We start from the raw sequence: 11,844 nt of genomic DNA, 5'->3' as shown, positions 1-11,844 counted from the left end.
GGGCAACGGAGTGCTTCAATTGAACCCGCAGCATCTTTTATATTTTTTCCCGCTTCCGCATGGGCAGGGATCGTTCCGGCCGATTTTAGAGCTTCCCACCGGTCCTTGAGGAAAATTACCCTCTTCACATCGCGCTTGAAAGATGGTTCGTCCCAACAGCGCGTACTCGTGTATCGCATCAGGAAAAATCTTGAGAATGGTTTGGGCAAGGTGCTCAAAGCTTCCTGGCTCCTTGGCCAGTTTGTGGTAAGACTCGGCGAGTGTCGGTGTGGCAAAGAAGGTCAGCGCCATGAGGATAGCGCCGACTTCTTCATCGATTGACTCGGGAAGACAATCATCCCAGATTTCATGAAGGTAGTCGTGTCCGATCATAAATCCACGGGCCCACTGACTGAGTGGCGCGTCGGCATCCAAATTATCCAGTGGCTGAGGTCGGATGGCACATCCCGGCGGAAGGGGCTCCTTCCCTTTCACTCGTTCCCGCCCGCACTCATTAAACAGCGCCATCATGGCCTGAAGGACACGTGAGGCTTCCTCTTGAGACTCGTACTGGCCATCTTCGTTATTGAAGATTATCGGCATCCACTCCGAAGGCAGAATCATTTCCGGCGCATTCGCGATGCTGAATAGAAACCCCGACGATTGCGGAAAGGAAAAGGTCTCTTTGGGGCGTCGAGACGACGACAGAAAGTGAATCAGGGTGGATTCATGGGCTTTCGTAAAGTGAGCGATCGTGGTCACTGATGGTTACCGCCTTTCTCGAAACTCCCTCGTATCGCATGCCTGGTTTCTCGTGACTCTCTCCTGCTCCAGGCCATCCAGGTAATTCAGGAACAGCAACCATGAAGTCTGCTCCGTGTAATCCAAACCCGGTCGCCATGCTACTGCAACCCTTATAGCCGTTTCAAATAATTTCCGTATGGCTCAACGTCGTACCGCGCGGGGTGTGTCGTATTGTCGTCTGGAACGTAATTGGATTCGCTATAATGAAAGTATAGTTTCGTGAAGACGGGCAAAATTTGCCTGATGCTTAGTTAGGATACGGTCTCGGTAAGCACCATTCGAACTATGGTGTCGTTTCTTTCTTGAATGCGCAGAGACAACACCGATATGCCTATTACAGGTGCCCGAGTCGTTGGCGCAGGTTGAAGTGCCCAATTGAATACGTTTCAATCGACAAATACGACACACCCCGCGCCGTACGACCATGTACATCGTTGAACGATACGGAAGGTGATACACGCTTGGATGTCCTGACAAACATTGATGTTTTTCTCACGTCCTGAAGGGCAAAGGCGTACTAAGGGAGCGCTGTATCATTTCAGTATCACCGGAATAACGAAAGAGAATCAATTCTGAGGCAACATGTACATCATGGTTCGGTCTGTATTTCGACAGCGAGCGCCTACAGTGCCGGGCGTGGAAACTGTTTGGGGCTTTCTTGATGGACAGCAGAGAGTATTCGCTCAGTTGCATGAATCGCATCTAAGGCCTCTTCTCGCGTCACATGCATTTGACCGCCGTAGTCCCCGGTGGAGCGAAGTCGGAGCAAAAAGGCATAGTCTTCACCGAGTTCACGTGGCCAGCGATTTGTTTTTACTAATTCGCGATGTACGGCGGTCTCTATACCTGAATGTCGAATAAAGGTTTTGCCTTCGACCGAGAAGAGAGCTGAAACGGCATAGAAGGCTGAATAATAGGCACGGGAAGCTGCTGCGTCTGGATCAGAAGATGCGATGTGTTTACCCGTTGCCAAGGCTTGCAATGCTCGCTGCCAGAAGTCCGTCGCTTCTTGGTTCACACCAGCATACCTTCTTCTTTGGCATTTCGATACCAACTGAATTCACCGGCTTCATACACATTCACATCGACAGGCATGGCATGAATCGGACAGTCTATTTCTAATTGCAGAGGGTACAGAGTCTTGATGATCGTTCGAAGTTCACGGCCTAGGTAGACTGGAGGTTGTAGGAGAATGAGAAGATCAATGTCGCTGGTGGAAGACATAGCGCCTCGTGCAGCAGACCCATATAGCACGACACCTTGGAGGCGACTACCGTAGACGTGCTGCAACATTTCACGTGCGCGTGGTAGCAGCGTCTTAATGTTTGGGGTATTATCCATTGCCTGATGTTAGATATGCTACCCAACCCCCCCACAGAAAGTACAGTTTCGTGAAATCAAAGCGAGGAATCCAGGGTCGCATCCATGTGGCTGCGCTGTCACGAGCTTTAACACAACAAATCTTGGACGCTGATCGCAAGAACAGGAAGTGGAGGGGGGTGAATTCTGAGCAAAACAGTAGGCAGCTAGAGGATGGCCAGTTGCTTACGGAATGGAGCGGCCAATCACTTCCTACACATCTAAATTCTCGGCTTGACCGGCGTTGGCCATGAGGAATTCGTAGCGGGCTTCGGTTTTTTTCCCCATGAGGTCGTGGAAGATGCGGTCGGTGTTCAGCTCATCGAGTAGTTCGACTTTTAAGAGCCGTCGTGTGGAGGTTTGAAGGGTGGTTTCACGAAGCTGCTGAGGAAACATTTCTCCAAGTCCTTTGAAGCGGCTGATCGTCGGTTTGGCGTTGCTTCGGGCTTCGCCCAAGATACGTGCTTTTTCCTCATCCGTTCCGGCCCAGTGGACTTCTTTGCCGATCTCGATGCGATAGAGTGGTGGTTGGCCGATGTAGACGTGTCCCTGTTTGATGAGCTCGGGCAAGTGCCGGAAAAAGAATGTTAAGAGCAAGGTGCTGATGTGATAGCCGTCGATGTCGGCGTCCATGAGCAGGATGATTTTGTGATAGCGTAGTTTTTTCAAGTCGAAGTCTTTGCCGATACTGCATCCTAAGGCTTTGACGAGATCCGCCAGTTCTTTGTTTTCGACGACTTTGGCGAGTGTGAGGTCTTCGGTGTTCAACACTTTTCCTCGAATGGGTAGGATGGCCTGCGTTTTGAGGTCTCGCCCCTGCTTTGCGGTTCCACCCGCCGAGTCGCCTTCGACGATGAAGAGTTCGCTGATCGTCGGGTCTGTGCTCTGGCAATCCGCCAGCTTTCCCGGAAGGTTCAGCCTGTGGCTCACGGCGCTTTTACGCATCACGGCTTTGGAGGCTTCTCGTGAGGCCTCACGGGCTCGTGCCGCGAGAACCATGCGGCCAACTAATGATTCAGCGATCGATTGGTTTTCATTCAGAAAGGTCTCCAGGGCCGGACGAATCGCATTGTCGGTCATGCCTTGGACTTCCGGATTATTGAGGCGTTCTTTGGTTTGCCCCTGAAACTGCGGATTCAAGGTCAGCACGCTTAATACGACAGCCAGCCCTTCACGGATGTCCTCGGCCTGGAGGCTGACTCCTTTGGGTGTGAGATTGTGGGTTTCAATATAATTTCTCACCGCCTTGACGATGCCGCCACGGAGTCCGATTTCATGCGTGCCGCCGTTGGGGGTTTGGACGCCGTTCACGTAACTGCGGATGAATTCGGCTGGCTCGTCCGTCCATTGAAGGGCCACTTCCATTCCAAAGCCGTTTCCCGTCTGGTCTCCTGTGTTCTTCAGCTTGCGATCGAGATAAAATACGAAGTCAGCCGTGGGTTTGCGGCCGCGGTCGGTCACGAGCTTGACCAGGTATTCCTGAATGCCTTGTTCGTGAACGAAGTGGTGCGTCTTTCCTGAAGTCCCGTCTTTAAAGGTCAGTTTGAGGCCTTTATGCAGGTAGGCTTTGGCTTCCAACGTATCCCGCAATAAGACCGGGTCAAACAGCGTGGTCTTTCCGAATATGGATGGATCGGGTTTGAAATAGACCGATGTGCCCGTGCCGCGGGCTTTCTCCAGGCGTTTGACGGGGCCTTGAGCCGCGCCGGCCTGGTAGGTCTGCGTCCATTCATACCCATCGCGTTTGACTTTGACTTCCAGATGCCGGGAGAGCGCGTTCACGACAGAGGCACCAACGCCATGAAGCCCGCCTGAATGAATGTAGCTGCCTGTTTCGAACTTGCCGCCGGCATGCAGGGTCGTCATGATGATTTCCAGGGCGGACTTTTTGAACTTGGGATGTTTTTCGACAGGAATGCCGCGTCCGTTATCCGTGATTTGGATGCCATTTGGGGTTTTGTCGAGGTCCACGACGATGGTGGTGGCATGACCATTGATCACTTCGTCAATGGCATTGTCCAGAATTTCCCACACGAGATGGTGCAACCCTGTTTTGTCCGTGCCTCCGATATACATCGCAGGTCTGCGTCGGACCGGTTCAATGCCTTCGAGGACCACGATATCGCTCGCATCGTATTTTTTAGCCATGGCTATACTCTTGACATGAAAGTGATCTGAGAAACATCTTTGGGCCAGTCATTTTAGTCGTCGGATTCCGTTGGAAATTCCGGGAGCGTGACGTCCGGAAGGACATCCCCTGTGAAGCTGCCTCGTCGAATGAGCGGATGGCCTTTTCCTCCGCGGCTGACGGTTTGATATTTTTTTGCCGTGACCGGAAGCTTCGAGCCATCCTGTTTCAGCAACTGCATTTGATCGTTTTTCTCTTCCAATAGGCGAAAGGCGATCAAGCGGTCCTGTGGATCGAGTTTGATCACGGTTACGCCTCGGCCAGGTCCTGAAAGCAGGTTCACGTCCTCGGCAGGGCAGAGCAGCATGCGGCCGCGTTGGGACGCCACCGCGACGAGGGCCGATTTCAGGGAACCTCGGAGAAATCCTATGTTCACCACTTCTTCGCCATCTTTTACTTTCATGAACTTCCGGCCCAATCTTGTCGAAGGTTCTTGAAAGGCGCCCAATTCAAAGCGAATCCCCATTCCGGTTGAGCTTACGGCCATAGCTTGCCCAATGAGAGCGGCTCCTTCTTGTGCCTGCGAATCAAACAGCGGAAGGGATTTGGTCTTGGTCCTTTGTGATCGTTCAGGCTCAGCATGCCGCATACGAGGATCTAGACTGTATGCCGCGATCAGCCGTTCTCCGTCCTTGAATTTAAATAATTTTTGCGCGGGATCCCCATAGCCGCTCCTGGCGGGAGGGATGTCTCCGATGCGTATCGTGTAGGCGCTGCCGTAGTTTGAGAAAAAGATCACGTTGTCGACGGTGCTGCCGCCCAGAGCCGCCACCAAGCGATCGCCTTCCCGGAGCCGGGCTTTGGACAGGTCTTTGATGAGCCCCACCCGTCTGATCCATCCGTCGATCGAGACGGTGAGAATCGCGTCTTCTTTCACCATGTACGCTTCCGGGTCGAACTGGACTTCTTCCGTTTGCCGTCTGCCGATTTTGGTCCGCCGTTTATCGGCGTAGGTTTTGGAGACCTCGGCCAGTTCCTGTTTGACGACCGTCCAGAGTCGTGGGGTCGAGCCAAGCAAAGCTTTGATCTCTTTGGCTTGTTGTTTTTTGTCATTCAGTTCGTCCAGCATTTTCTTGATCTCAGTGCGGGACAATTTATAAATCGCTGTTTCAAGGATGGCGTCTGTTTGGATCGCATCAAGGTCAAAACGCTGCTGGAGTTTTTGCGCGGAATCTGCCTTCCCGTCGCTTTGCCTGATCAGCTTGAGGATTTGGTCGAGGGCATCGAAGATAATCTTGAACCCGTCGAGGATATGAATTCGCCGTTCCAGGACACGCAAGTCATACTCATACCGCCGTTTCACGGTTGCGAACCGAAAATCGATGAATAGCTCCAAAATCTGTTTGAGGTTGAGGCAATCAGGACGGGAACCCGTGCTGCCCGGCAGAGGGACCAGGCACGTCAAATTCACGGAAAAATTATTCTGGAGAGGCGTATTCTTGAACAGATAGGCCATCGCGATATCTGGATCAGCGCCTTTTTGGACCTCCAGCACGATGCGAACGTCAGTGGTGGATTCGTCCCGAACATCCAGCAGTTGTGGGATTTTTCTAGCGGCGATGAGTTCGCCAACACGTTCCACGATCGTCGATTTGTCGACAGCAAACGGAATTGAGGTTATGACGATCTCGGCACGGCCCTGAGCGCGCTGCTCGACCTGATACTCGCCACGAAGTCGAATGGATCCCTGCCCGTTCTCGTAAACATGGCGAATCTCTGACCGGCTGTTGAGAATTTCTGCTCCCGTCGGAAAGTCCGGGCCTTTGACATGTTTCATGAGATCGGAAATCGAACAAGCCCGATCATTGATGAGTGCGGTGGCCGCGTCGATGACTTCTCCGAGATTATGCGGGGGAATGTTGGTCGCCATGCCGACCGCGATGCCGGTAGACCCATTCACCAGCAGATTCGGGAAGCGTGATGGAAGGACGAGAGGTTCTTCTCCCTTTCCATCATAATTGGGTTGGACATCGACGGTGTCCTTGTTCAGTTCGGAGAGAAGATCCAATGCAGCAGGCGCGAGTCTGGCTTCAGTGTAGCGATAGGCCGCCGGAGGATCACCATCCAGGCTTCCGAAGTTCCCGTGTCCATCGACTAATGGCAGACGTAACGACCAGGGTTGGGCCATGCGGGCCATCGCGTCATAGACCGCCGAATCCCCATGTGGATGCCATTCTCCGATGACGGACCCCACGACCTTCGCGCTCTTGATCGGCGGGCGGTCCGGGGTTAACCGATGATTATGGTACATCGAGAACAAAATCCGTCGTTGGACCGGCTTCAACCCATCGCGAACATCCGGCAGGGCTCGCGACGTGATGACCGAGAGGGCGTAGTTCAGGTACCGCTGACGGGTCGTTTGATCCAATGGAACGGATGTGATCGTTTCTTGTCCTCGAGTGATCGCTTTGGATTTCTTGTATTTTGTTTTTGACATGGATTCCGGATTAGCCGCCGGGGCGAACGCCGCCGTCGGCGGTCCCGGTGATCATGAAAAATGTGAGCAGAACGAGTCGTTCCTTAAGCGCCTCTGACATGGGTTGCGTTATCTGGTACGGAGAGTGGCATTAGGGGAGGATGGCTGGCGGTACAGGTCCGAGAGACTCCTCTTCTTCTGCTGGCTCAGTGTCCGGATTTTCCATTTGTAATTTCGGGAGATGAAGTTTGTTACGGATACGGGTTTGCACCCAATTGGCGTCCCACCATTCGGTTGGGTTCACCTGTTCTCCGTGGAGAACCAAGCTAAAATGTAGATGATCTCCGGCCGCTAAGCCAGTTGTTCCGGAACGCCCGATCTCCTGTCCTAATTCGACCGATTGACCCGTTTGAACAGAGAAGGAAGACAGATGAGCGTAGAGCGATTGCAAGCCATAGCCATGGTCGATGATCACCGTGTTGCCGTAGATGCCCAGGTACCCGGCAAAGAGTACGATGCCGGCGTTCGAAGCTTGAATCGGATAGTGTTTGGTGACCGCAAGATCGAACCCTAAATGATCCTGGGTGTCGACGATTTTGTTCTTGTACACGTAATTGCGATGGTCGGCAAAGGCGGCTTCCACTTGGGAGCCAGGAAGTTGTTGGAATGCTTTATCCCATAGAAAACGCTCTGCCGTCTGCTTCGAGAATTCTCGAATGGTTTGATTGTTCGATTTCCGTAATTGGTTATTGACCGTGACGAAATTGTCGAGATTCGACTCCTGCTCCGAAATTTCCGGAGTTTGCGCAATAATCGGGAGAACGGTTTTCTGAATGAAGCGGTCGGAAATTCCGATACGCCGGGTTCTCCAGCTCTTCTTCCTGACGTGCAGGTCGACGTCCAGGATGGCGCTGTTGCCGACGGAATCACTGGCAGTCAGGTGAATGGGGGTATTGGCGCGCGCATTATACGGGACGGCGATCAACGCAAACATGCCGTCATCTTCAGGCATGAGATAGCCGGGGAAAAAGGCCGAATTGATTTTGACCCCATGGATCACGGCATCCGGAGAGACGCGATAGAGAACGATGCCAGAACCACCTTGAGTGATCGAGGCGGGCGAAGAAAGGAGTTCCAGACGCGGGGGAGTGAATTTGGGGGTAAATTCATGGGTGACACGTTTTCTGTTGCCTTCGAGTAGATTCCGCCACGAATGATCGCGGGCCGTGATGATCAGTTTGGCTTCCCCTGGTTTCCGCGGGATTGTCTCTTCTTCATAAGGAGTGACCGTTAACTCAAACTCGTGGCGGGTGCCCCCTTCGGCTGATAGAAGACCTTGGGATGCGAAGGCCTGTTCGGTAATGACGTACGTTTTGAGATTATGGACGATCTGAACCGAAATCGAGCGCAATCCCGTGCCGGGGTCCGTGATGCGCAGGGAAAGGGGCGTTGTGGGGCCGACCTCGTCGAACGGTGTCGTGATGACGATTTCGGGCGGGGTCACATCCCCCCAACGTGTCAGGCCGACAACGACCACGTAGGTCGTCATAAGGACGAGGGCGGCGAGGATAACGAGAATTTTTTTCGACACGCGAAACCAGTAATTCCTGTGTTGTTATGAATATGTTGGAAGGAGGACGTGAAGATCTATCGCGAAACTAAGGGCCATTGCCATGTCTTATCTAAGAATACCATGCGCCGGGGCAGATCCCAAAACGTTGGAAATTGAGTGGAACGGCACGTATCGTCTTTCCTTACACTTATACCATATGAAGGGAAGAGAGCAAGTTGCTCATGAGAAATTCTCCTGAGTATGACAGATGCTGTGGGCTTCAACGCGATTTTGTCTATTGTCCTCTTGACACTCGAGAAGTGATCGCATAGCCTGTGCCCGCTCATAGTCATGTTCGAACTGGACTCACCGACGAGACCATCATAGAATAGAGAGCATCAATCCAAGTCATTGTCTCGCCAACTTCATGGACGAGTGACCGTTACTAGACACAGGTGGATGAGCTGATCTGCTCTATTTCTCGTCGTACGCGTGCTTTTATCTCTATTCTTCTTCATTATTTTTTATTTCCTACCGATGATGAATAGTGAAGGATGTATATTGCCTCAGGTGAGAGACATTCAGATTAAAGAAGCAACTGCGAGTATCGTACGCAGTCGTTTGACATTCTCAGGAAGGAGATGCCGTGGGACTAGCAGGAGACTTTCTCGGTTGGTTTTCGAGCGATCTGGCCATTGATTTAGGGACCGCGACTTCCTTGGTCTATGTACGGGGGAAGGGCATCATGCTCAGTGAGCCGTCTGTCGTGGCCATCGAGAAACAGAGCAACTCCGTGTTGGCTGTTGGAGCCGAAGCCAAGAAAATGGTGGGTCGGACGCCAGGCAATATCGTTGCGATCCGTCCCATTAAAGAGGGGGTTATTGCTGACTTTGCGATGACAGAGCGAATGCTTCACTATTTTATCACGAAAGCGCATAACCGAAATTCGTTCGTCCGCCCTCGATGTATCATTGGAGTTCCCTCGCGCATTACGGAAGTGGAACAACGAGCGGTGCGTGAATCGGCCACTCATGCCGGAGCCCGGGAAGTCTACTTGATCGAAGAGCCTGTCGCCGCTGCGATCGGAGCTGGACTTCCGATTACGGAGCCATCAGGCAATATGGTCGTCGATATTGGCGGGGGGACGACTGATATCGCCGTCATCTCGTTGGGTGGCATCGTCTGTAGCGAATCCGTGAAAGTGGCTGGCGATCAGATGGATGATGCGATCATGAGCTATATCAAGCGTCGGTATAATTTGCTCATCGGGGAGCATATGGCGGAAAAAATCAAGATGGAAGTGGGGTCTGCGTATCCCCTCGAACAACAAAAAACGATGATGGTCAAGGGGCGGGACATGATTTCAGGAATCCCTCGTACCGTGGTGGTTAACGATGCGGAAATTCGTGAGGCGTTAGAAGAGCCGATTCATGCGATCGTCAATGCGCTTCGAACCTCGTTAGAGAATACGCCGCCGGAATTGGCAGGGGATATCATTGATCGCGGTGTGGTGATCACCGGAGGCGGGTCGATGCTGCCGGGTTTGGCGACGCGTTTTCAGGAGGAAACGAACCTTCCGATCATCACGGTGGAAGATCCATTGACTTCTGTGGTCCTCGGTGTCGGAAAAGTCTTAGATGAAGGAGACCTCTTCAAAAAAGTCTCACTGCTGAAGCCTACCTGATGTCGTGAGAGATGTCAGTTTGTGTACTGACCCGCCATGATCGAGCACATACAGCTCGCCGGAACGATCTTCGCCAAACGATGAAATTTGTAGATCGGTGTCAAGTAGCACCCGGTATGACCCCTTCAGGTAACCAAAAATTTCACCACTGCAAAAATCCGCGAACACGTAGGTTCCCCGCAATTGAGGCATCTGCTGACCTCGGTATACATAGCCCCCCGTGACTGCGCAGCGTCCATTCCCATTTTTGTATTCCAAAACAGGGAGGGTGAGACGGGAATTGTTTTGGCAATTTTTTTTAGGCATAAAGCAATGCGTTCCTTCCATCAGTCGCCAGCCGTGATTCTGCCCTCGTTTGACGATGGTAATCTCTTCCCACGATTTTTGCCCGACGTCTCCGGCCCAGAGTTCTCCGGTTTCTCGATCGAAGGAGAATCGCCAGGGGTTACGAAAGCCTGATGCGAAGATTTCAGGTTTTCCTCCCTTTTTCACGAATGGATTGTCTGAGGGAATTCCGTACGGATCCCCATGGTCAACATCTATTCGAAGAAACTTCCCGAGTAACTCTTCGGTGTTCTGCCCTCGATTCTCAGGATCACCGCCGGCGCCGCCATCACCCATGCCGGTATACAGAAAACCATCGGGGCCGAAGGCCAACATGCCACCGTTATGATTGCTGTAGGGTTGAGGGATTACCAGTAAAATTCTTCCTTCCGGCTTCGCGAGAAGTGGGTTCGTTGAGCGTTGATACTCGGCGATGATGGTGGCCCCATCCTGTTTGCGGCTGTAGTTGATGAACAATCTCCCATTTTGTTCATATTTCGGGTGAAAGGCTAATCCCAGCAAGCCTTGTTCTCCACCAGTGGCCACCATCGAAGAAATATTCAGAAAAGGTTCCGATAAGAGTCTTCCATCTTTCAGGATGCGGATGGTTCCCTTCTGCTCGACCACGTATAATTGTCCGCTCGCATCAGCAAAGGTCAAGAAAATTGGCTTCTGTAAAATGCCCTTGGTCACCGGCGTGAGCTCAAGAAACGCATTCGAGACGTTGGGTGGCACGGAAAGTCCGAACGCTTGTGTTCCCAAGAATGGTTGAGCAAGCAGCAGGAAAACCAGGATTTTCAGAGGTTTTGGAGTGTGTAGACCAAGGCGTTTCATGTGGAAAATCCCAGGATTGCGTACCGAAAGTTTTCCTTGTTATAAAAAGTAGGCATTACTGTCAAAGACCATTAGGACCAGAAGCCCATGATCCTGAAATACGAAAACGACATCTTGGATGAAGAAAAATCTGGTGGACATTTTTACCATGTCTGTCAGGGAAGGGTCCAGGAAAAGGAGTTGTTCGTTCCACCTCCTGACGAGCCCTACGAATGTCCGGATTGCGGAATTGACCTCGAACAAGAAGATTTTTTGTTAGCTCAACGGCGTGGGTGGTCCTGAATTCTCCGTATGTACCGATTGAAACGTTATTCGGGAACAGGGAAATAGCGGACACGCCGAAGAAGCCTCCCGCGAAATTCAGGCTGCGAGCAAGAAGAAGATACGAAAGGCCGGTTGAAATGGCTGGTAGCGTTGGACGAAAAACCGTGAGAGTCATGCGTGGGCTCATGATGTTGTGTCCGACCTGCTTTGATTCAGTTCATGAAGAGAATTTGGTTGATGGGAAAAACTACGTCGAAGACCATGAAGCGCTCTTCGATACGATTTGTCCAGGGTGCGAAGATATCAATCGTCCGTTAGTCGACGACATGCTTGGCAGTTCCGAATAGCCCTTCTTCTTTCTTCTGGTCTTTCCTCCTCACAATATCGCCCTTATTCATGGTTTCCAGGCTCAGGGGTACACCTTGAGCGTCCGTATCGAA

10 protein-coding genes are annotated in these 11,844 nt (G+C 52.0%); 3 read left to right on the top strand and 7 right to left on the bottom strand.

What is annotated here, in order from left to right:
- Nucleotides 1–15: 15 nt before the first annotated feature.
- The 6 genes from MRJ96_04145 to MRJ96_04120 form a co-directional block, all read right to left on the bottom strand.
- Nucleotides 16–741 carry a UPF0149 family protein gene (locus MRJ96_04145; GenBank protein MDR4500631.1) on the bottom strand — a complete coding sequence of 242 codons (726 nt, stop codon included), beginning with the start codon at nucleotides 739–741 and terminating at the stop codon, nucleotides 16–18.
- 664 nt (nucleotides 742–1,405) lie between these two features.
- Nucleotides 1,406–1,801, bottom strand: coding sequence for a HEPN domain-containing protein (locus MRJ96_04140; protein MDR4500630.1), 396 nt, complete (start codon nucleotides 1,799–1,801; stop codon nucleotides 1,406–1,408).
- Nucleotides 1,798–2,007, bottom strand: a complete 210-nt coding sequence (locus tag MRJ96_04135; protein ID MDR4500629.1) for a hypothetical protein — start codon at nucleotides 2,005–2,007, stop codon at nucleotides 1,798–1,800. Before MRJ96_04135 ends, MRJ96_04140 begins: the two co-directional genes overlap by 4 nt.
- A gap of 348 nt (nucleotides 2,008–2,355) precedes the next feature.
- Nucleotides 2,356–4,290 (bottom strand): type IIA DNA topoisomerase subunit B, encoded by a 1,935-nt coding sequence (locus MRJ96_04130; protein ID MDR4500628.1) that lies wholly within the window; start codon nucleotides 4,288–4,290, stop codon nucleotides 2,356–2,358.
- Between the two features lie 53 nt (nucleotides 4,291–4,343).
- A complete protein-coding gene (locus MRJ96_04125) occupies nucleotides 4,344–6,767 on the bottom strand; it encodes a DNA topoisomerase IV subunit A (protein MDR4500627.1) in 2,424 nt (807 codons plus the stop codon).
- A 130-nt stretch (nucleotides 6,768–6,897) separates the two neighbouring features.
- A complete protein-coding gene (locus MRJ96_04120) occupies nucleotides 6,898–8,337 on the bottom strand; it encodes a M23 family metallopeptidase (GenBank protein MDR4500626.1) in 1,440 nt (479 codons plus the stop codon).
- A 607-nt stretch (nucleotides 8,338–8,944) separates the two neighbouring features.
- Between MRJ96_04120 and MRJ96_04115 the strand changes: the two genes are divergently transcribed.
- Nucleotides 8,945–9,982 carry a rod shape-determining protein gene (locus tag MRJ96_04115; protein ID MDR4500625.1) on the top strand — a complete coding sequence of 346 codons (1,038 nt, stop codon included), beginning with the start codon at nucleotides 8,945–8,947 and terminating at the stop codon, nucleotides 9,980–9,982.
- Here MRJ96_04115 and MRJ96_04110 read toward each other — a convergent pair.
- Nucleotides 9,962–11,140, bottom strand: a complete 1,179-nt coding sequence (locus MRJ96_04110; GenBank protein MDR4500624.1) for a PQQ-dependent sugar dehydrogenase — start codon at nucleotides 11,138–11,140, stop codon at nucleotides 9,962–9,964. The genes MRJ96_04115 and MRJ96_04110 overlap by 21 nt on opposite strands.
- Nucleotides 11,141–11,227: 87 nt before the next feature.
- On the opposite strand from MRJ96_04110, the gene MRJ96_04105 reads away from it, so the two are divergent.
- Together MRJ96_04105 and MRJ96_04100 are read left to right on the top strand one after the other, a co-directional pair.
- Entirely contained in the window at nucleotides 11,228–11,422 is a 195-nt protein-coding gene (locus tag MRJ96_04105) for a hypothetical protein (GenBank protein MDR4500623.1), read from the top strand.
- Nucleotides 11,423–11,541: 119 nt separating this feature from the next.
- Nucleotides 11,542–11,751 (top strand): hypothetical protein, encoded by a 210-nt coding sequence (locus tag MRJ96_04100; protein ID MDR4500622.1) that lies wholly within the window; start codon nucleotides 11,542–11,544, stop codon nucleotides 11,749–11,751.
- Nucleotides 11,752–11,844: the final 93 nt, after the last annotated feature.

The sequence above is a fragment of the Nitrospirales bacterium genome (assembly GCA_031315865.1).
Classification (GTDB): Bacteria; Nitrospirota; Nitrospiria; order Nitrospirales; family UBA8639; genus JAGQKC01.
This window is presented reverse-complemented; position numbering and strand designations above follow the sequence as displayed.

Coding starts and splice junctions, on each gene's coding strand:
- MRJ96_04135 (MDR4500629.1), bottom strand. CDS start 2,007: ATGTCTTCCACCAGCGACATTGATCTTCTCATTCTCCTACAACCTCCA.
- MRJ96_04130 (MDR4500628.1), bottom strand. CDS start 4,290: ATGGCTAAAAAATACGATGCGAGCGATATCGTGGTCCTCGAAGGCATT.
- MRJ96_04125 (MDR4500627.1), bottom strand. CDS start 6,767: ATGTCAAAAACAAAATACAAGAAATCCAAAGCGATCACTCGAGGACAA.
- MRJ96_04110 (MDR4500624.1), bottom strand. CDS start 11,140: ATGAAACGCCTTGGTCTACACACTCCAAAACCTCTGAAAATCCTGGTT.
- MRJ96_04105 (MDR4500623.1), top strand. CDS start 11,228: ATGATCCTGAAATACGAAAACGACATCTTGGATGAAGAAAAATCTGGT.
- MRJ96_04100 (MDR4500622.1), top strand. CDS start 11,542: ATGGCTGGTAGCGTTGGACGAAAAACCGTGAGAGTCATGCGTGGGCTC.